General features: G+C 38.5%; 17 protein-coding genes. 6 read left to right on the top strand and 11 right to left on the bottom strand.

Translation table 11 applies throughout. From position 1 onward, the window contains the following. Position 1: 1 nt before the first annotated feature. The 9 genes from LVD15_RS08105 to LVD15_RS08145 all read right to left on the bottom strand — a co-directional run bounded on the left by LVD15_RS08105 (position 2) and on the right by LVD15_RS08145 (position 12,534). Positions 2-994 (bottom strand): hypothetical protein, encoded by a 993-nt coding sequence (locus tag LVD15_RS08105; RefSeq protein ID WP_233779795.1) that lies wholly within the window; start codon positions 992-994, stop codon positions 2-4. Between the two features lie 18 nt (positions 995-1,012). Then, complete coding sequence (locus tag LVD15_RS08110) at positions 1,013-4,078, bottom strand: TonB-dependent receptor (protein ID WP_233779796.1); 3,066 nt, start codon at positions 4,076-4,078, stop codon at positions 1,013-1,015. Positions 4,079-4,193: 115 nt separating this feature from the next. Continuing rightward, positions 4,194-5,165 (bottom strand): FecR family protein, encoded by a 972-nt coding sequence (locus tag LVD15_RS08115; protein WP_233779797.1) that lies wholly within the window; start codon positions 5,163-5,165, stop codon positions 4,194-4,196. Between the two features lie 105 nt (positions 5,166-5,270). Beyond that, complete coding sequence (locus LVD15_RS08120; protein WP_233779798.1) at positions 5,271-5,819, bottom strand: RNA polymerase sigma-70 factor; 549 nt, start codon at positions 5,817-5,819, stop codon at positions 5,271-5,273. Positions 5,820-5,917: 98 nt separating this feature from the next. After that, a complete protein-coding gene (locus tag LVD15_RS08125; RefSeq protein ID WP_233779799.1) occupies positions 5,918-7,171 on the bottom strand; it encodes a PepSY-associated TM helix domain-containing protein in 1,254 nt (417 codons plus the stop codon). Positions 7,172-7,277: 106 nt separating this feature from the next. Then, positions 7,278-8,492 (bottom strand): DUF4374 domain-containing protein, encoded by a 1,215-nt coding sequence (locus LVD15_RS08130; RefSeq protein ID WP_233779800.1) that lies wholly within the window; start codon positions 8,490-8,492, stop codon positions 7,278-7,280. A gap of 39 nt (positions 8,493-8,531) precedes the next feature. Further along, positions 8,532-10,865, bottom strand: coding sequence for a TonB-dependent receptor (locus tag LVD15_RS08135; RefSeq protein ID WP_306416976.1), 2,334 nt, complete (start codon positions 10,863-10,865; stop codon positions 8,532-8,534). A 224-nt stretch (positions 10,866-11,089) separates the two neighbouring features. Beyond that, a complete protein-coding gene (locus LVD15_RS08140; RefSeq protein ID WP_233779801.1) occupies positions 11,090-11,959 on the bottom strand; it encodes an RDD family protein in 870 nt (289 codons plus the stop codon). Then, positions 11,956-12,534, bottom strand: coding sequence for a hypothetical protein (locus LVD15_RS08145; RefSeq protein WP_233779802.1), 579 nt, complete (start codon positions 12,532-12,534; stop codon positions 11,956-11,958). The genes LVD15_RS08140 and LVD15_RS08145 overlap by 4 nt, the downstream gene beginning before the upstream one ends. Positions 12,535-12,722: 188 nt before the next feature. On the opposite strand from LVD15_RS08145, the gene LVD15_RS08150 reads away from it, so the two are divergent. Genes LVD15_RS08150 through LVD15_RS08165 form a run of 4 tightly spaced genes read left to right on the top strand, consistent with a single transcriptional unit; the run spans position 12,723 to position 17,366 of the window. Beyond that, positions 12,723-13,316, top strand: a complete 594-nt coding sequence (locus LVD15_RS08150) for a TetR/AcrR family transcriptional regulator (RefSeq protein WP_233779803.1) — start codon at positions 12,723-12,725, stop codon at positions 13,314-13,316. Position 13,317: 1 nt separating this feature from the next. Next, complete coding sequence (locus tag LVD15_RS08155) at positions 13,318-14,652, top strand: TolC family protein (protein WP_233779804.1); 1,335 nt, start codon at positions 13,318-13,320, stop codon at positions 14,650-14,652. Positions 14,653-14,680: 28 nt separating this feature from the next. Then, the gene (locus tag LVD15_RS08160; RefSeq protein WP_233779805.1) at positions 14,681-15,769 is read left to right on the top strand and encodes an HlyD family secretion protein; all 1,089 of its coding nucleotides are present in this window, start codon (positions 14,681-14,683) and stop codon (positions 15,767-15,769) included. A gap of 19 nt (positions 15,770-15,788) precedes the next feature. Next, positions 15,789-17,366, top strand: a complete 1,578-nt coding sequence (locus LVD15_RS08165) for a DHA2 family efflux MFS transporter permease subunit (RefSeq protein ID WP_233779806.1) — start codon at positions 15,789-15,791, stop codon at positions 17,364-17,366. On the opposite strand, the gene LVD15_RS08170 is transcribed toward LVD15_RS08165, so the two are convergent. Continuing rightward, positions 17,363-17,578 (bottom strand): hypothetical protein, encoded by a 216-nt coding sequence (locus tag LVD15_RS08170; protein WP_233779807.1) that lies wholly within the window; start codon positions 17,576-17,578, stop codon positions 17,363-17,365. The two genes, LVD15_RS08165 and LVD15_RS08170, sit on opposite strands and share 4 nt — an antisense overlap. A gap of 568 nt (positions 17,579-18,146) precedes the next feature. On the opposite strand from LVD15_RS08170, the gene LVD15_RS08175 reads away from it, so the two are divergent. Together LVD15_RS08175 and LVD15_RS08180 are read left to right on the top strand one after the other, a co-directional pair. Beyond that, positions 18,147-18,782 carry a hypothetical protein gene (locus tag LVD15_RS08175; RefSeq protein WP_233779808.1) on the top strand — a complete coding sequence of 212 codons (636 nt, stop codon included), beginning with the start codon at positions 18,147-18,149 and terminating at the stop codon, positions 18,780-18,782. A gap of 77 nt (positions 18,783-18,859) precedes the next feature. Continuing rightward, positions 18,860-19,543, top strand: coding sequence for a uracil-DNA glycosylase family protein (locus tag LVD15_RS08180; RefSeq protein ID WP_233779809.1), 684 nt, complete (start codon positions 18,860-18,862; stop codon positions 19,541-19,543). Here the strand turns inward: LVD15_RS08180 and LVD15_RS08185 are convergent. Continuing rightward, positions 19,540-20,286 carry a type III pantothenate kinase gene (locus LVD15_RS08185; RefSeq protein ID WP_233779810.1) on the bottom strand — a complete coding sequence of 249 codons (747 nt, stop codon included), beginning with the start codon at positions 20,284-20,286 and terminating at the stop codon, positions 19,540-19,542. The genes LVD15_RS08180 and LVD15_RS08185 overlap by 4 nt on opposite strands. Position 20,287: the final 1 nt, after the last annotated feature.

Consider the following 20,287-nt stretch of genomic DNA (forward strand, 5'->3'; position numbering starts at 1 on the left):
ATTAGTCTTTAATAAATGTGAAAGTAATGCCGCTTTCTGAAGTGAAAAGTTCGTCTCCTTCTTCATACTGATCTTCATCAATAATTTGATAGAAAGTGATTTCCAGCTCATCTCCATTGATAGTGTAGGAAGCAGTTATTAGATATTCCAACTCTTCTTCTACACCGTCATCTGTGATGATATGGTCTCCGCCTATTTCCAGCTCACCTTCTTCTGCTTCGTATTCACCTTCTATTTCAAGGTGAGTTTCTTCTTCCTCTATTTCACCTTCTTCGCAAACTTCTTCTATCTCAGGATTTTGAAGTTCTACTTCTATTTTCATTTCTTCAAACTCAAATTCCAATGATACAGCACCGGTTATGTCAGCGAAAGAAAGGTTGGTTAAATCTTCATTTATAGCTCCTAATACTGATTTAAAGGCTTCGAATTCTTCTCCTGAATTAAGTTCTAAAACCCAGGCACCAGCTACATCATTTTCTAGCACTTCATATTCAAAGGTAGCCGCTTGGTTGAGCAAAACATCAGCCTGAGAGGTAAGTTCTGTTATTTCAAAAGTGAAACCTCCTTCAGTATCATCAGCGCCAGGAAGGGCAAATTCTATTTCAAACTCTTCAGGTACTGTGCCCAGGTCTTCATCTACTATCAATATAATTGTTGATTCTACAAAGGGGAGCTCACGCTCATATTCACAATCACCATCTTCTACTTTATATGTTACTTTACTGATAGAAACATTGTTTACAAAGCTGCCTTCCGTATCAGTAAATGCATAGTTCAAATTGAGTTGTTGGTTAGGTAATTCTCCAATGTAGTCGGCGAATTTCACTTCTAAACCATAATCTTCTTCATCGGGCAAAGCGGCTCCTTCTTCAGCGTCTAGTACTAACCTGAAGGGGAAATTATCATCATTAGGCTCCACGTCTGGCTCGCTATCATCACAAGCACTTAGAGTAGCGATACCTAAGAGAAAAAGGTATATTATTGATTTTTTCATTTTATAAAGCATTATAAATTAAAGGTCGAACTTAAGGCCTATTCTTGACCACCATGAATAAAACTCTCTTTGAATCACCACATCTTCATTGCCCATATACGCTTCAAAAGGAGCATTAGTCAGGTTAAGGAACTCGGCAAACACTCTGAATTTATTGTTAATAGCATAAGCCATGGTCCAGTCTAACTGAAGTCTTTCACTTAAATAGATATCTTCATCTGGTTCGGAACCGATCTCTTGTAAGTAAGAACCGCGGTAGTTAGCAGAAATGCGAGTGTTAAACTTGCCCAAATCATAACTGATTGATATGTTACCCACATGCTTAGATTGACCTGGTAGGTTGATCTCTTCTTTATTTTCTTCTCTGATTAGCTCAGCGTTAGAGGCTGTATAAGTATAATTCAGATATAGACCCAGCCCTTTTAGTTTACCAGGGAGAAAGGTCATGTTTTGTTGATATGCGACTTCAATACCTACCAGATCAGCACCACCACCGTTTACCGATTGTGTAATACGCATGTTGGTTACATCCTCAATGGTTTGGTAATTAGTACGGCTGTAAATGAAATTATCTAACCTTTTGTAGAAAAGCCCTCCGGAAATAATACCTATTGTGCCGAAGTATTTCTCTCCCATAAGATCCAGGTTAAAAGCACTTACCGGCTCCAACTTAGGGTTACCAATGGTTCCTTCTCTTTCTCTAAGCTCTATAACGTTTTGAGGAACTATGTCTTCGAAATTAGGTCTTGCATAAGAGAAGGTGGCAGCGGCTCTCAGGTTAGTAGTGTTGTTAAGGTTGTATTTTAAATGAACCTGAGGCAGAATAAAGTCATAGCTGGTGCCGCCTTCTTCTGCTAATACTTCATCAAAATCGCCGTCTTCATCATAAATAACTGAGTTTGATTTGTAATTAACATTGGTATGTTCATAACGAACACCACCTAATAACATCAGCTTTCTAAATTGAATTTTTGACATGATATAAGCGGCATATACATCTTCTTCAGCTTCATATGATTCACTGTTTTCGTCTTCTATTTTAGATTCTGTATCCAGAGCAAATCCTGATCTATTGGCATTAAAAAAGCCTAATACACGATCCATATCAGCATGAGCCGCTATTTGATAATGATCATCAAGGAAGTGGTGATCTACTAAACCCCCTTCAAACGGACTAAGAAGTAAGTCGTCGGCACCTTCCCATTCAAAAGTGTTTTGAGTTACTGATAAGCTTTTATCCTTAAACCTGACTTTACCACCAAATTTTAAAATGGCCTGGTTATTCGCCAGATTATAAGGAAGGTTAATGTTGATCTTACCACTTATGTTACGGTCTTTGGCAAGTGTGTTGCCCGTTTCCAGCTCATCAAACTCGTAATTGTTATTGTTCAAATAAGCATTTTGAGGAGTATAAGTGGTGCTGCCATTTACTAAGGCCTCTTCATCTTGGAAAACAGAGGTCATTACAGGCCATTTGCTATCACTAAAATCGGTGCTTAGTTGGTCTGGCTTACCGATGAAATTAACTTCATTGTCAAAAGGAGTATCTTGCTCGGCATCAGAATAGGACACTTCATAGTCAAAAGACAGCTTAGGGAAGGTATGGTTACCGCCTGCACTTATGCTGGTGATGGTTTGAGACTCAAATCGATCTTTCATAGATCTTTCTATTTCATTGTTTTCAAAAGGAGAGTTGTCTTCATTAGGCACAAAAACATATCTTCTTCTCCACTCACGATCAGTAAATCGGTTATAAATACCTCTCACATATATTTCGCTATTTTCTGATAAGTGATAATCAATGGTTCCGCTCAAGCCGAGGCGAGTACGGGTCAGTTCATAATCTCTAAATTCTAATTCACTACCATCTCTTTCCCAGTTGTCAGATCCTCTGTCAGTAAAATAATAGCTGGAATTTAAGAGAATACCCAGCTGCTCTGACTTACCAAATCGCTGGCCGTATTGCAATGATCCCTGGGCGTTAGGCTTATCCATCAGGTTATTATAACCACCCACGAGCGTACCGCTAAAGGAAGGAGTTCTGGTTTTGGCTGTTCTTGTTATCAGGTTAACAGATCCGCCAATAGCATCACCATCCATATCAGGAGTAAGCGCTTTAGATACTTCTATAGATGCCAGCTGATCAGCAGGAATAGCGTCAAGAGCAATAAAGCGTACACCTGCTTCAGGTGAAGGGATCTGAGCACCGTTAATATTTATGTTAGTAAACTGAGGAGCTAATCCTCTCACCAAAACATATCTACCTTCACCCTGATCTCTTTCTACAGAGATGGCAGGTACTCTTTGCAATGCTTCCGCTACGTTAGGGTCAGGAAAACGACCAATTTGCTCGGCGGCCACTATGTTTTTTATATTATCAGCAGTTTTTTGCTGGTTCAGGGCTTTGGCCTGTCCTTGTAATACGCCCACTACCATAACTGCTTCAAGCTCCTGAATATCTGCTTTTAGGGTAAAGTCTTTTACAATAGTCTCTCCTCCTTTTATAGTGAAGGTTTCTGAAATGGTACCAAAACCAATGTAACTCACTTCAATGGTAACATCACCGCTAGATACTCTAAGGCTGTATTCACCTTCGGTATTCGAAGAAGCACCATAGTTTGTGCCTGCTACTCTTACTGTGGCACCTGGTAGCACATCGCCAGTATCTCCATCGGTGATTCTTCCTGTAATAATTCCTCTGTCATCATGAGTGCTTATCAATGGAGTTTTAGCCTTACTTACTATCAGGTTATAATTAATTTGCTTTATGCTAATGCCACTCTGATTGGAAATGTAGGCCAGCAGATCTCCCAAAGTGTTATAAGACTTATTAATTTTCACCTCCTTTTGCAGGTTAATTTGGTCTTCACTATAGGTGAAATGGTAGTCAGACTGTTGCTCTATTTCTTTAAAGAACTGAGTAAGATTACCCTGCGTTCTTTTCAGAGACATTTTTACCTGGTACACACTCTGTGCTGAAGTGGTACTTGCCAGTAGTATGTTGCTCACTACCGCTTGTATAATGAGTCCATAGATCAGGTATTTGCTGAGCATTTTAATAGACTTCAGTAAATTTTTTTTCATAGATTTAAAAAGTTTAAGGTAGTTCCCATTGGTGAATTATCAGCTTTAAACATATTTCCGGTATCTGATTGTATCGTTTCTCAGGCGTGATCAGTATGCCGGTTATTTTTAGTTTTTATTGGCATCCGTCTCCATATAAAATGTAAGTGTCAGCCTGTTTTTTATAATGAATATTAGTGCTTAGCTCTAAAGCCTGAAGCACGTGAGTTAAGGTTTCGTCTTTAAATGAACCAGTGATGTGACAATGGCCAAGGCTATTGTCTTTTAGTTCTATTTTCACTCCATACCAATACATCAGTTGATTAATTACTTTGCTTATGCTTGCATTATGAAATAACAGGTTGTTATCTCGCCAGGCGAGCGCCGCTTCCATATCTGCTGACTGCTCAGTGAGTAGTTTTTCTGACCTCTTATAAACTGCTTCTTCATGGGGTAGCAGCGTTACCTGTGCTCCTGTGTTTTCTGAAACTTCTACTTTTCCTGTAGCTACTGTAACAGTTATTTCCGGTTCATCAGTAAAAGCATTGATATTAAAAGAGGTACCCAGCACCTTAGTACTCACCTCACCAGTAACCACTATAAATGGATGCCTTTCATCTCTCTGGACATTAAAAAAGGCTTCGCCAGTTAATTTTACTAATCGGATATTGTTATCAAATTCTTCAGGGTATTCTAAGGTGCTACCAGCGTTTAGTTTTACTATAGTGCCATCAGGAAGTTGGAAGGTGGATTTCTGACCGTATGGGTTGGCCTTTACAATAGTAGAAATCTGTAATGAACCCGATGTAGAAACTTGCCAGATAATAAGTGAGGAGATGAGCAAGAGTGCTATGGCAGCAGCTGTTTGTAACCAAACAGATCCACTGCGGCGTTCTTTCTTTTGAATTTTAGTGTTGAGTTTCCTTAAGCCTACGCCAGTGTCAAAATATTTTTCATCTCTATACGGTTGTTCCCAAAGTTTAATGTGTTGGTTAAGCTTTTTCTGGTTCGCCTCATTATTAGAAAGCCATTGGTAAAGCTGATCTACTTCTTGAGTAGAGGCTTCATTGGCGAGGTACTTAGCTATGATTACTTCTATGTCTTGCATTAAACATTGGGTCGTTTAATGTTATGAGTGAAATATGGCTAGCTGACCCCTATCCTGAAGTGTTTATGAAATTGTTAACACTAAATAGGCGCAGATAACACTTAGTTAATGTTTCTCTAACTGATAGATTTCAATGGCTTCTCTGATGAGCTTAAGCGCTTTCCCCATTTGATTTTCTACTGTTTTAATGGAGATTTCAAGAATCTTAGCTATCTGCACATATTTGAGTCCATCTATTTTGTGCATCTTAAATATGAGCTGGCACTGATGTGGGAGTGCCTCATACGCGCGTTGGTAATAAGTGTTTAGCTCATTAAATAATAGGTGGGTTTCCGGATTGTTAAAGTCTTCCGTATTGAGAGCACTGTCTATATTCTCTGCTAAAAAAGGCCTTTTTTTAATATGTAAAAGGGCTTTATTTCTGGCGATGGTAAAAAGGTAAGATTTGGTGTTAGTATGAACGTTGAGCTTTTTTCGGTCATTCCAAATTAGAAAAAACACATCTGACACTATTTCTTCAGCACTTTCAGGATCTGCTATCAGGTGGTTAACAAAGTTACATAATGATGAATAGTACTTCACAAAAAGATACTCAAGGGCCTCTTTGTTGCCTTTTTTGATTTTATTAAATAATATCAGATCAGGTTGTCTCATCACCGCAAAATTTGCATGAAACACCGAGTGCTGCAAAAATTGCCGGTTAACAAATGTTTAAGAAATAGTGACTAAATGCTTTTAGTTCCAGAATAAAATCAAGCCAAACTAGACTGTCTTTTTGTAGTTTTTGGTCTTGGCATCGCTTTTCGTGGCGTACCATTCTTCTGGATTGATTTTAACTTTTTAGCCTTTGATTTTTTCTTTTTATTCCACCACACTAAAAAGCCGGTTATGGGTAAGCTAGCGCAAATAAGACTTATAAAAAAAGCAAGTATTTTACCGGGAAGGCCTAATACAGTTCCAATATGAATATCATAATTCATCATAGACAGCTGATCTGCAAAAGAGGCTTCAGCAAAACGATCACCTGGGTGACGAAGGGGCTCCAGCGTATAACGATCATAGAAGTAAGTGTTATGATTATACCATGCACCGTGAATTTTATATATCGTAATTTCCACGGCGTCATCTTCATCTCTCAGTTGAGGTGTCATGTACATACCTTGTAGGTCGTGCTCCTGCTCCATAGTTTTATACCAGGCTCTATCTAGTGGAGAGGTGGTTTCGTTATTGATAAGGCCGGCATTTGAAATATCAGAGTGAGGATGGCTATGGCCGGGTCTTTCTTCTCCTGCAGAAGTCACATAGTAAAGTGAGTCTGCAAACCAATCAAAACTCCAAACTAGTCCTGTAAGGCCAATGATAAGGGCAAGCAATAAACTGTAAAAGCCCAGCACATTATGCAAGTCATAGTTGACTCTTTTAAAGCTGCCATTCCATTTTATTTTAAAGCTCTTTCTCATTTCTGATTTCTTCAGATTTTTAGGCCACCACATAACAAGGCCGGTAATGAGAAGAATAATAAAGATAATGGTGGCTACGCCTACAATAGGTCTGCCGATGTCATAAGGAAGCCAAAGCGCACGGTGACCATCAATGATAAACCTGAAAAAATCAAACTCACCATCGCCAATGGTCTGCTGTTTATTTAGAAACTGACCTGTATAGGGATTCATAAACACCACAGAGAAGCTCCTTTTACCCTCTTCAAATGAGCTAAAACCAACAGCAGCAGCCCCTTCACTATGAGCATAGGTGAGACCAGTGGGCTTGGAAGAAGGCATGTATTGCGCTGCCGTATCCAGCAATACGCTTGGCGGAACATAGGCTTTGTCTTGTGCCTCTACAAAGCGCCAAGGCTCCAAGGCGTCTTTAATATCCTGTTGAAAAACATATATGCACCCGGTAATACTCACAATGAATACTATTATTCCTGAAACTAATCCCAACCAAAGGTGAATCCAATCGTTGAATCTTCTTAGTGCACTTTTCTTCTTTTTGTTTTTCATGGAGAGGTGTATGAAATGAGGAGGCTGTCTCAAAAGTTACTTTTAAGTCAGCCTCCTTTGTTTTTATAAAAGTGACTCTTTAATTAAAAGAATCGCTTGTATTTAATTATTGTTTGAAAAATCCTGCAACAAAATTCGCTTCTACTGTTGCTCCTACGGTTGAAGTATAAGTATCAGGATCCATTCTGTATATGGTGATATCGTCTCCCTGAGGTATACAAATGTATACATACCCGTCAGCATATAAAGCGGCTAACCTTCTGCCTTGACCTGGGTGTTCAGGTACATCAGCAATGAAGTTTACAGTTTGGTTTTCAAAATCTATGATAGCAGATTGTAGTGGACCATCAGCCCATTGAACTTGTTCAGATCTATCGGCTACGTTAATTTCCGCGAATGCTCTTCCATCTTCTAGGTACTTCACATGAGCCGTGTTATATCCATCAGAAGCAGCCGCTATGTCAAAGAAATATTCTGTGTCAAATTCTGTTTCTCCGCTGTTGATTTTTAAAACTCCTGATGGCTTTGTGCTTTGTGTATAGCCATTCGCAGGATTAGAGTGAGAAAAAGCATAAATATTCCCATCTTCGTCTTTTACAAGACCACTCTTCGTGTTAAAGCCTCCAATAGGACCAACACGGTCATCAGTAATTATTTTCTCAAGTTCTAGCTCTGGGTATGAGAATACGGCAACTTGTGCTTCATCTGTAAATAAGGTTGAATACGGAGATTCAGGCATGCTAATATAATAACTCAAGAATAAGTGGTCTCCGCTTACTACCATACCAGAGTAAGATGGCCCTACTTCATTTGTTATTGCTGAAACCGCTACGCTTTTTGTTTCTGTTACTGCTACAGTATTAGGGTTAAACTTATTGAATATGATAGAGTCAGCCTCATTATCTACTGTTACTGAGATGAGTGTATTATCATCTGCTTTTACAATATCAGAAAGACTTGCAGGGAAAGAAACATCACCTACTTGAATTAATTCATTGTTAGCATCTCTACTGATACCCACTACATTAACGTCATCAAGACCGCCTATGCTATAAATTGTTTCGTCAATTTGGGTGAAATCATAATATCCTGGCTGTTCTATTCCTCTTCCAGTAGCGGAAAGGTTGCCACTCATTACATCTTGGAAAGGAACGCTGTAGTAAGTAAATCCACCTTCACTACCCTGAATAGCAAGCGAAAGCACATAGTCACCTGCAGGACCTGATGGGGTATTATCGTCATCATCATCACTGCAAGCTGTCATCAGAAATGCAGCGCTGGCTGCGAGTAAACTGAAAGCAAACTGCTTCATTCTTCTCATCGAAATCATATTTAAGTTAAATTTATATAGTGTAATCAATTATCGTCCGATTGCGTATCTAAGCTTAATGTAAAAAGCTCTACCAGGTTTCTGCAAATAGTATTTGTCATAAAGTCTGGCATCTGTCAGATTTCTGCACTCCAAGCTTATATTGTAAGTTTCATCCTTAAGGCTGTAGGCTAATTCTACGTTGTGAGATGACTGTGCAGGAATTACCGTTTTGCTATCAGCAGATCCATATTTAGCCCAGCTTAAAAAGTATTCTTTATTAAAATTGTAGAAATAGCTGATGCGAAGAGTGTTATTCATGTCAAGTAAAGCAGAAGGGGTAAAAACCGCTCTGGCATTTCCGAATAAATAAGGAGTATTTGGTAGTCTGTATCCTTTATTGAAATTGGTTTGCCATCCTGAATAGTCATTATAAACCCGGTCTGCCTGGTCTGTAATGTTTTGATAAGTAATGCTGGCGCCAAGATTCAATAAATTTTTCCATTGATAATCTATAGACCCTTCCACACCCAGCGTTCTTATTTTGGCCAGGTTACTGTAGTTTGTTTCAGGACTTGAAACCGTTACTACCTGATAAATTAGATTGTCAGCATTTCTGTAAACGAAGTTACTTTCCACAGTAATATGGTGATCTTTTCCTATATGCAAACCCAAGTTGGCGCCCACATTAAGATTACTACTTTCTTCTGGTTGCAGATCTGAATTAGCTGAAACGAAATTACCATCACCAAATACTTCATTAGCTGAAGGCAATCTATAAGACTTTTCATAAGAAGCCTTTAACTGAAGTTGAGGAAGCAGGAAGTAAGAAGTGGCTAAGCCGTAGCCAAATGTCTCTGAACTAGCTTTATATATGCTAGTAGTTTCTTCATTACCTGTAGACGTTGATTGCTGATTAGTTTCCAGATTTAGAAAGTAGCCTTTACCAAATAGGGTGGTACTCCACTTTTTGTTAGGTTGAAATTTATAAGCCATGCCCAGTACATGTTTATTCAAGATGCCGGGAAGGTCGTTAGATGGATCATTTGGGTGCTCATAATCATAGCTTTCTCTGTGATAGTTTTGAAAGGCATAGTTAAGAGCTAAAGAGTGCTTATTGGTAATAGCATACCCCAGGTTGAGCTGGTTGGTAAATTCGCGAATTTTAAACTCCAGATCATTGGCCTGACCGTTTTCTGCAGGCTGACCTCGGGGAATGGTTTCTCCTAACCAGTTATAATATACTCCGCTTAGGGTATCTATATTATTGGTTTCTGTGAAGTTGAAAGAACTGTTTAGACTTAAGTTTAACTTGGGAATGAAAATATTTTCTTTGTTGTATTTGAGTGTCGGTATAATTGATTTACTATCTCTTGTTATCGCTCCAAAGGGCTGAGCCATAATAGCTCCATTTTGAATTTCTTTATCATCACCAGATACAATTACCCCTAACAGAAGTTGATCAGCATATTTTTTATTAACTACCCCTGCTTCAATTTTTGCGGTGGCTGATTCATAGGCATCATGAAAGCGCTTGGTGTTGGTTCGGTAAAGCACATTTCCGTTAGCATCAGTAATTGGCACATTCACTTCATAATCATTATCAGAGTAATTATAGATAAGGCTACCTCTGGCGGTAAATCCTGTTTTTTTATTAGTATGCGCTCCGTTAATGCTTACTCTGTGTGTATTAAATGAGCCGAACGAATATGAGGCATCAAGAAAATTACTGTTTTGCTTAGTGATAATATTAATAGCACCGCCGAGAGCATCAGTACCTAGCCACACAGGCACAACTCCTTTATAGACTTCTATTCTTTCTATGGCATTAACAGGTATGCTGCTTAAGCTTAAAGAAGATCCAAAGTTATTCATGGGTATACCATCTAAGAAAAACTTTACCTGATCTCCGGAGAAACCGTTCAATGAAAAGCTGAGAGAAGATCCTAGTCCTCCTTCTTCTAAAACCCTTACTCCGGGGAGTCTGTTAAGAACATCTTTGGCATCAGCGGTGGTGTTTTGTAGATTTTTGGTGGAAATGGTAGATATGCTATAAGCCTGCTCTGTCACTTCCTGAGTAATGGATTTGCCTACTATTTCAAGCTCATCCATTTCTAAAGTTTCTTCTTCTAAAGAAATGTTGATTTCCTGATTGGAACCAGCTTTTATCTCTAATGGCTTCTCCTGAGCCTTATATCCCATAAAGCTTATGAGCAAAGTGTACGAGCCTGCATTGATGTTCTTTAACGCATAATTGCCATCAATATCTGTAATGGTTCCCTTGTTAGAGTTTTTTATGACTACGGCTACTCCAGGTAATGGATCATTAGCAGTAGTTACATGGCCGTGAATAGATCCTTTAGAACTGTTTTGTGAAAAAAACAGATTGACTAAGACCTAATAAAAAAATCAAATAAAAAGCTCTCAAGACTAGCGACAATTAATTTAGATTAAATATAAATTGCCGCAAATGTATGGGAAAAAATAAGCCTGAAAAACTATTTAGACTAAATCTAAGTAGGTGAAGGCGTTAATTTTAGCACGATACGGAAGAAGTTTTATTTAATATTTTATTAATACAAACTTAATCTGCTGAGTAAACATAATCATCACAAGGAGACAGTCTTAGCGGTCACAGAGTAGTCAGTTTTATATTTATAGTAAACGTAGCCTTTATAAGTATCTTTAGCGTATTGAGTATTTATAATTGAAATAACCTGATCATGTAACTCGTTAAATGCCTTATCTGAAGAGTATTGTTCATTAAGGATTATAGTAATTTCTAAATAAGCCTTATCTGGCTGACCTATTATTTTATTATAGGCTAGTACTGATACTACTGCATCATCGGGCAACTTACTTTTAAGCTGTAATTCAAGAAGACCTACCTTACTTATGTCATAAGAGGTGGGCACAGGCTTAGTTTGAAAATCTCCCGCATATTCCTGCAATGAACGTAATGGCCAAGACATCAACAGTACCAAACCGTAAGATAGTAAAAGAGCGGTTCCCAGCTGTCCATAATTAATGGTGTTATTATGATTCTCTTTATCATACACTACTACTTCAGTACCAGCTACCAGGTCGCCTAATCTTCTTTTAGGGTTGGCCAGAGTAATAATTACTTCTATAGGCCAAAAAATGATAAATATATTTCGTACAAAGCACCGTAGGGGAGAAGCAATCTTACCAGTTTTGTAATTAATCACCTGCAGGCCTAAAATCCTTTTGGCTAAACTTCTTCCGCTAATGGCATCTTTTGAAAAATAGAGAGACATACCAAAAAGCACTACATAAAAAAAAGGATGGTTAAAATCTATGGGGGTATAGCTGTGGTTTTTGAAGATATTAGCCATCATGTTACTCATATAGGGAATGCTACAGAGTGACATAATGAAGCCCATCAAGATATGGTCTACAAACATGGAGGCGATTCTAATGCCAGTATTGGGTTTATCATTCATAATATTGGTACTCATGGTTGGTCGTATTTACTAATCAAAGGTTTCCAGTTGGGGTTACTTTCAAATCCGTTTTCAGGCTTGTTATTAATATCTATTTTCTCAGGATCAACACCTACTATAAACCACAGTAGCTGCTCTTCTCTAACATAATCGTTTTTAGATTCTGATAACTCTTTTATATCATCACTCCAGACTTCTGTACCGCAGTGGAGGCATTCATTGTTATATACAGCCTTGAGTCCACATATATCACATCCTTCAAGTGAGTTCAGATATTGATGAACAAATTCGTAATTATAATTACCGTATCCCTGAGGCACTTCTCTTATCAGTTGGTGCCATCCTTGCCACTTTCTTGAGATTTTTTGCGTAGAATCTGTGGTAATTTCTAAGCCATCTTTTGTAATCACAACATCCTTTACCGCAGACCATTTATAATCAAGTTGATTTTGATTGTTCATAGATACCAGCTTAAAACCATCTGCTAAGCACGTAATGGTAAAAGTAGTTTTAAGTGAATGGAGCATTCGGTTATTCAGGCTCTTCTTGGGAAAGAGTAACTGATAAATAATGGAATCTTGGAAGCCCATAGTAATATTCAGTTAATTAATTGGAGGCGATATTAAGTTTAATATGCCTAATAATCAATTTATAAGGCTTAGTTAATAATAAATTTGGTGTAACTGACTCAATATCAGTCAGTAATATTAAAAATTAAACGATCGTTTGAAATTAAACAAACGTTTAATTAATTTTGAGGCTGCTTTAAATTGAAACTATGTCAAAAGATAGAATATTAGAAGCTGCTGATAAGCTGTTCTTAGAAAAGGGCTTTGATGCTACTTCTGTAAGAGAGCTGGCGAATGAGGCAGGTGTTAATGTAGCCATGATCTCTTACTATTTCGGGTCTAAAGAAAATCTGCTGGAAGAGATGATTGCCAGAAGAGTATTCTACACTCGCGAAAAAATAGGTGAGTATAAAAAAATGAATAAGACTCCGATTGAGATGCTCTATGCGCTTATTGAGCTATTCGTAGACAGAATACTTTCCCATAAGAAGTTTAATCTCATGCTACACAGGGAGCTGAGTCTTAGCCAGAGGCATGATTTGCATGAGCGGATTCTGGATGTGCTGGAAGTAAACTGGAATGAGATGAAGGGAGTGATAGTAGATGGTCAGAACAAAGGAGTATTTAAACAAGAGGCAGATGTGGAAATGGTAATCATGACCATGTTTGGGCTTATAAATCAGTGCACGCAAGGGAAAATCACACAAAAATTACTCATCCGAGGTAAGGAAGAGGAGGATATAAAACCACGTTTGAAACGACATTTAAAAAGTATTTTAAGTAGTTATCTTTTAGAAAAGTAGTATGAAAAAAAGTTGTTTGATAGCCTTGATGGGCTTTTTAACTTTTACTCTGTATGCTCAGGATGAGCAGCATTTGAATTTGAAACAAGCCGTGGAGCTCGGCTTGGAAAACAGTAAGTCGCTCAAAATAGCTTATGCCTCAGTAAAAGAAGCTGAGGCTCAATATTCAGAGAGTAAAATGGATCAGTATCCTGAATTGAGTATTTCAGGAGCACACATGCGGGTAAACACACCTACTATTGAAACACATTTAGGTGGAGAGGGTCAAGGTGAGGGAGCTACCGCTACGCCAGATGTATCATCGCTGACTTATGGAATGGCAGATCTTACCCAGCCATTATTTAGTGGGTTTAGGCTTCGCAATGCCGTAAAAATGTCTGATTACCTAAAAAAGGCCTCTGAGCTAGATGCTGAAAACGAGAAAGAAGAAGTAGTATTTAATGTGATTAGCGCATATTATAGCTTTTATAAACTACTATCTACTCAGAAACTAGTGCAAGAAAGTTTGCACGAGGCCGAAGAAAGAGTCAGGCTTTTTACCAGCTTGGAAGCCAATGGTGTAATTACTCGCAATGATTTACTTAAAGCACAACTGCAGCAAAGTAACATGGAGCTTAACCTGCTGGAAGTAAATAATAACATTGATGTGGCTAACTATAATTTGGGTATACTTTTAGGGTTGCCAGATGCCACGGTTATAAAAATTGATACCACCGAGATTTCTAAATTAAGTGCCAATTCAGTAAATGAAATCAGCTACTATATGGAGCAGGCTGGTGGCCAAAGAAATGACCTCGAGGCGAGTAAGAATAGAGAGCTTGCCGCTACAAACAGTATTAAAATAGCCAAAGGTTCTTATTATCCTTCATTAGCACTTACTGCTGGGTATGTAGATGCTCATATTCCTAATGTAGCTACTATTACTAATGCTGTAAACGTAGGTCTGGGGCTGCAGTATAACCTTTCAAACTTATATAAAGGTCGCCATCAGGTGCAAGAGGCTCAGGCTCGGGCAGATCAGGCTTCTATTATGGCTGACATGCAGTGGGATAATGTGAGACGCGAGATTTATAGAGATTATGCTAATTATCAAAACGAGCTTAAGAAGCTGCAGACATTAGAAGTAGCCAGCAGTCAGGCTACAGAAAACTACAGGATTACCAATAACAGCTATGAAAATAGTGTAGCTCTGCTTACCGATGTGCTGGAAGCACAAGTGCAGCAGCTTCAGGCTCAAGTCAATGAAACGCACGCTAAAGCTGATGCTACCATCAGTTATTATCAGCTGGCCAAAGACTCAGGAATTTTAAGTGAAGAATTTAATATAGAAAAATAATTACCAATAGTAAAAGATGAATACGCCAATGGAAAAGCCGGAACAAAATAAAAAGAAGGGTAACAAATTATTCCCTATTATTTTTGCCGGAATTGTGCTTGTAGGCCTTGTTTATGGAGTTTTCAAATACATCCATTCCCTACATTATGAAGAAACTGAAGATGCACAGCTAGAAGCTGACATTAGCCCGGTAATTCCTAAAGTTTCCGGCTATATAGATAAAATTTACATTGATGATAATCAGGCGGTGAAAAAGGGAGATACTCTGGTAATATTAGATGCTAAAGATTATCAAATAAGAGTAGAACAGGCTGAAGCGTCATATGAAAATGCCTTAGCTAATCTGGAAGTTGTAAAGTCTGGAGCTACCAGTTCTAATGCTAATGTAAGCACTTCGCAAGCCAATATAGCCACTGTACAAGCTAACATAGAAGCGGCTAAGGTAGATTTATGGAGAGCTACTCAAGATTATAACCGATATGAAAACCTGATCAAGGATCATTCAATCACACAGCAACAGTTTGATGATGTAAAAGCAGCTAAAGAATCTGCTGAGAGAAGGCTAGAGGTGCTCGAAAGACAAAAGGCTGTAGCATCTCGACAAACATATGCGAACCAAACAGCCAGTCAGGTTTCTGCTAATAACATAGGAGTGGCCGAAGCCAATGTGAAAATAAGTAAGGCTCAGTTAGATCTTGCTAAGCTGCAACTTTCATATACGATACTTACAGCACCGATAAATGGCATTATTTCACAAAAACATGTAGAGGTAGGTCAGTTGGTACAGGCTGGGCAGTCATTATTTGCCATAGTAGAAGATGATGATATCTGGGTAGTAGCTAACCTTAAGGAAACTCAAATGGAGAAGATTCGCCCAGGCCAGGAGGTAGAAATATCTGTAGATGCTGTGCCCGGAACTACTTTTAAAGGCAAGGTAGAATCTATAGCCGGAGCTACAGGAGCTAAGTTTTCATTACTTCCTCCTGATAATGCTACTGGTAACTTTGTGAAAGTGGTACAAAGAATACCTGTGAAAATAGAATTGGAAGAAGGACAGGAGAATATGGATAGGTTGAGAGCAGGTATGAACGTGATAGCCGAAATCGCTCTCGACTAATAAACAAGGGAACAATTTTATGCTTGAACAACAAAGTACGGTAGAGTACGGTTTCAGGCGAGTGATTATTACCGTCACCGCCATCACTTGTGCCCTTCTGGAGATCATAGATACTACCATAGTAAATGTGGCTCTGAATGACATGCGTGGAAACCTGGGTGCTACCTTAAATGACGTAGGCTGGGTGGTAACTGCTTACGCCATAGCCAACGTAATTATGGTGCCGCTTACCAGCTGGCTGTCGCAGCAGTTTGGTAGGAGAAATTATTTCGCTGCATCCATAATGATTTTTACACTTACTTCCTTTTTATGTGGTAATGCCACTAATATTTGGGAATTAGTAGCTTTTAGGTTTATACAAGGTCTGGGAGGTGGAGCTTTATTGGTGACTTCACAAACCATTATTACAGAGGCCTATCCTCCAGAAAAAAGAGGTATGGCTCAGGCGCTGTATGGCATGGGCGTGATAGTGGGACCTACCTTAGGGCCTCCACTAGGTGGTTACCTGGTTGATAATTATAGCTGGCCGTATATTTTCTATATTAACATTCCTATTGGAATTATAGCCACTATGCTTACGCTAAACTATGTTTCCAGCCCTAACTATGGTGGTAAAAAGAAAGCTTCTGAAATCGACTGGTTAGGTATTTTCTTACTGGTAGTGGCTGTTGGCTCTTTACAGTATGTATTGGAAAAGGGCCAGGAGCATGATTGGTTTGCCGAACCTATAATTATTGTGTTTACCATAACTGGTGTACTAGGCTTTTACTTGCTTATATGGCGGGAGCTTACTATTGAAAATCCTGTAATAGAGTTGCGGGTGCTCAAAGACAAGAACCTGGCCGTGGGAACCATATTTACCTTTATACTAGGCTTTGGTTTGTATGGTTCTACCTTTATAATCCCGCTTTTCACACAGTCTATCCTTGGGTGGACTGCGCTGGATGCTGGTCTTCTACTTGTGCCTAGTTCACTCATGACCGGCTTTATGATGCCTATTGTAGGCCGGCTATTACAGAAAGGGGTGCCACAGAAGTATCTGATTGCCGGTGGGTTTACCATTTTCTTTCTATACAGTTTTTGGGCGCATGGTATTTTAACTCCTCATACCGGAACTCAGGATTTTTTCTGGTTGCTGATGGTTAGGGGCGTAGGTCTGGGCTTACTCTTTGTGCCTATTACTACACTGGCACTGTCTACATTACAAGGTAAGCAGATTGCAGAAGGAGCTGCTTTTACCGGTATGGTAAGGCAGCTGGGAGGTTCTTTTGGTATCGCTCTTATAAGTACTTTTATAAGCAGAAGCAATTTTATGTATAGGGCCGACCTAATTAAAAACATTAACCCTTATGATCCTTTGGTGCAACAGCGCCTGGAAGGGTTTCAGCAAAATTTCATTGGAGCAGGTTCTACTCCAGATTTTGCATTACAGCAGGGGTATCAAATGTTTGAAATGAGTGTAATGAGACAGGCATCGCTTCTGAGCTATATGGATGTGTTTTTATATATAGGATTATTTTTCCTTGTATGTGCTCCGGTAGTGCTTTTTGTGAAGTCTGGTAAAAACAAGGCGGTTTCTACTGAAGGCATGCACTAAGCAACGCCTTGATAGAGCTGCTCTATTTTAATACGATCCGTTTCAGGAATATTCGGATCCTGCAAAAGTCTAAAAGCATCTGAGCGTGATTGGATATTGTATTTTTCAATTACACTGGATGCTTTTTCTTTTTTACGCTTAGCGCGAATAAAGAAGAACATGATCACTTGAAAGATCAGTATAGCAAACACTATGATGAATAATGCTGTCATAGACCTAAATCTACTAAAAAAAACGAGGCTATCAGGAACAACCCATGATAGCCTCTTACCTAAACAAAACAAACTTTTTATTTCAGACGTAATCGTCCGAAGAAGTACTATTATCTAACGCTATATATACTGATATAGCATATTTTTTGTATTCTTATTTTAACAGTTTTAGGACTTATCTTATTAAATGTCCCATATCTGTTTCTATTACCTTAAAACTTTCTAAGGTTATTTATAAAATGTTGTGCGAAAATTAGCTGTAGGGCAAGAAGTGCTATGCTAAAAGGAAAGCTGTTGTTGCCATTATTGCTGAATATTTCGTACCTATTTACTTGTTGTTGTTTGACCTGAGTGATATAACGGAGATTTTTAAAATGGGTTTCAAAAAATTAAAAATTATATGATTAACGTGAAATGCTCCTGCTAAAGGGGCTTTTTTTGTATTAAAGGGCTACTTAGTATGAAAATGTGATTTATGCATTTATCTTATGTCTGAGTTTAAATAAAGAGACTTATTGGTGTATTCTCTCAGAACTTTTTATCATGGCTTTTTAATGTTATTTAAAGGATGACGAAGGAGGAGTTTTTCCTAAATCGGTATAAAAATAAAACTAAGAGAGAGCTGGAGCATATTCTGGCCAATAGGTCTATCTATGAACCTGAAGCTATCTCTGCCGCTGAAACCACAATAAAAGAAGAGAGTTACCAAGTCGAAGAGATATTGATGCAGGTAAAGCCTGTAAAATCGAAAACATTAAAAGACAGTTGGCTAATGTTTCGTAGAGCTTTGAGCATGAGAGATGTTTATATTTTAGTAACCCTGGTGGCGGCATTAAAGGCATTGATGTATGCTTATATTTATTCAAAGCTCCTTCTCCGTACAGAAGTGTGGGAATATGTGTACCTGTTTATGGCAATGGCCAGTTTTATAATAGCCAATCATTACCTCTATTATCTCGTCCACCAGAGAGCGAATACATTTGTTGGCCGTGTCATTATGGATTTCACTTTTTTCATTGGCTTTTTTATTTTAGAATTTGGCTTTTCAATGGTCTACTTAGTGTATTATGGTTATTTTATACTAGGCACATCAATATCTTTTATAGAGATGACTTTGGGGCTAGTGGCCTTCATATTCGTTTTTATAATTTTTGAAGTCTTGCTAGAGCTCCTTAAGCTTATCTTCAGGTTTAGATTCATTTAGCCTTTTACCATTTCAACTCTGACACTCCATTTGATTTTACTTCTGTGTAAGTCAAAATAGATAATTAACTTTACCACATGACCTACGCAGAAAAAATCTTAAAGTATTATGATGAGCTCAATTTGCCAGAAGATTTACCTGAAGGGGTAGAGGTGCTTTATCCTTTTGCTGAGGAGGAGGTGCAGCGAGTTACTCGTCTTTTTTATAATCAGTTTTTTAATGATGATCATAAAAGGGCTTTTCTCATAGGTATTAATCCTGGGCGTTTTGGGGGCGGAGCCACGGGCATTCCTTTTACTGATCCTATTCGCTTAGAAGAAGAATTAGGCATTGAAAATGAATTTGATAAAAAATCAGAATTGTCTTCCCGCTTTATTTATCAAATGATTAATGCAGTTGGCGGAAGTGAATTATTTTACAAACATTTCTACTTCACATCAGTGTCTCCATTGGGTTTTGTGAAAGATGGAAGAAACCTCAATTACTATGATATCCCTGAACTGCAAAAGGCTATTGAGCCTTATATGGTGGCAGAAATGAGAAAGCAGATAGATTTTGGAGCGCATAAAATAGCCTTTAGCCTGGGTAAGGGAAAAAACATCAGCTATCTCAAATACCTGAATAAGAAATATGAGCTTTTTGAAGAGATAGTGCCACTGCCGCATCCGCGCTGGGTAATGCAATACCGCCTCAAAAGGCTCGATGAGTTTATAGATGAATATGTGCAGGCATTTACACCTATAATAGAGAAGGCCAATTAATTTTTGTTGGCCAGGTATATTAGCCTAACACCTTCTAAAGTGGTATGAGGTTCTATGGCATCAAACTGATCTTGCAGCGGTTCTAAAACTTTGGAAAGACCACCTGTAGCAATGATTTTCAATTTGGTGTTGAGCTCCTTTTCTATTCTTTCAATCATTTTCTCTACCAGCCCTACATAACCCCACAATATACCAGACTGAATGGCTGAGGTGGTATCAAATCCTATTACAGATTCGGGTAGTTCTAGTGGTATTTCGTTAAGTCGTACAGCACTGGTAGCTAAAGCTTTCATAGCAGTTTTTAATCCTGGAGCTATGTTTACGCCTTTTATTTTTTTATCAGCTACAATGGTAAAGGTGAGCGCCGTACCAAAATCTACTACCATACAATCTTCATGGTATTTTTCATAAGCGGCCAAGGCATCAGCTACCAAATCACTACCAATATTATCAGGATGCAGTACTTCAATTGGCAGTGCATCATAACTATCGGGGCCAATTAAATATGGCGTTATTTTAAGCTTATCACTAAGCTTTCTTTTAATTACATGAGTGAAAAACGGCACCACACTGCTTATGGCTACTTCGTTCACCGTTACACCATCCAGATGTTTATCCAGAGAGTGAGCCAGCAGCTCTTGTGCCTCATCTTTAGTGGCTATGCGCCATACTCGAGTCCATTCGGTGCCATTATGAAGACCGAAAACTACATTGGTATTTCCTATATCTACTGATAAAAACATA

Origin of the sequence: Fulvivirga maritima (assembly GCF_021389955.1) — a bacterium.
Taxonomy (GTDB): Bacteria; Bacteroidota; Bacteroidia; order Cytophagales; family Cyclobacteriaceae; genus Fulvivirga; species Fulvivirga maritima.

Excerpts from the sequence above, each read along its gene's own strand:
- LVD15_RS08110 (WP_233779796.1), bottom strand. The coding sequence starts at position 4,078 with ATGAAAAAAAATTTACTGAAGTCTATTAAAATGCTCAGCAAATACCTG.
- LVD15_RS08165 (WP_233779806.1), top strand. The coding sequence starts at position 15,789 with ATGCTTGAACAACAAAGTACGGTAGAGTACGGTTTCAGGCGAGTGATT.
- LVD15_RS08130 (WP_233779800.1), bottom strand. The coding sequence starts at position 8,492 with ATGAGAAGAATGAAGCAGTTTGCTTTCAGTTTACTCGCAGCCAGCGCT.
- LVD15_RS08125 (WP_233779799.1), bottom strand. The coding sequence starts at position 7,171 with ATGAAAAACAAAAAGAAGAAAAGTGCACTAAGAAGATTCAACGATTGG.
- LVD15_RS08170 (WP_233779807.1), bottom strand. The coding sequence starts at position 17,578 with ATGACAGCATTATTCATCATAGTGTTTGCTATACTGATCTTTCAAGTG.
- LVD15_RS08115 (WP_233779797.1), bottom strand. The coding sequence starts at position 5,165 with ATGCAAGACATAGAAGTAATCATAGCTAAGTACCTCGCCAATGAAGCC.
- LVD15_RS08160 (WP_233779805.1), top strand. The coding sequence starts at position 14,681 with ATGGAAAAGCCGGAACAAAATAAAAAGAAGGGTAACAAATTATTCCCT.
- LVD15_RS08150 (WP_233779803.1), top strand. The coding sequence starts at position 12,723 with ATGTCAAAAGATAGAATATTAGAAGCTGCTGATAAGCTGTTCTTAGAA.
- LVD15_RS08175 (WP_233779808.1), top strand. The coding sequence starts at position 18,147 with ATGACGAAGGAGGAGTTTTTCCTAAATCGGTATAAAAATAAAACTAAG.
- LVD15_RS08140 (WP_233779801.1), bottom strand. The coding sequence starts at position 11,959 with ATGAGTACCAATATTATGAATGATAAACCCAATACTGGCATTAGAATC.
- LVD15_RS08185 (WP_233779810.1), bottom strand. The coding sequence starts at position 20,286 with ATGTTTTTATCAGTAGATATAGGAAATACCAATGTAGTTTTCGGTCTT.
- LVD15_RS08120 (WP_233779798.1), bottom strand. The coding sequence starts at position 5,819 with ATGAGACAACCTGATCTGATATTATTTAATAAAATCAAAAAAGGCAAC.
- LVD15_RS08180 (WP_233779809.1), top strand. The coding sequence starts at position 18,860 with ATGACCTACGCAGAAAAAATCTTAAAGTATTATGATGAGCTCAATTTG.
- LVD15_RS08155 (WP_233779804.1), top strand. The coding sequence starts at position 13,318 with ATGAAAAAAAGTTGTTTGATAGCCTTGATGGGCTTTTTAACTTTTACT.
- LVD15_RS08145 (WP_233779802.1), bottom strand. The coding sequence starts at position 12,534 with ATGGGCTTCCAAGATTCCATTATTTATCAGTTACTCTTTCCCAAGAAG.
- LVD15_RS08105 (WP_233779795.1), bottom strand. The coding sequence starts at position 994 with ATGAAAAAATCAATAATATACCTTTTTCTCTTAGGTATCGCTACTCTA.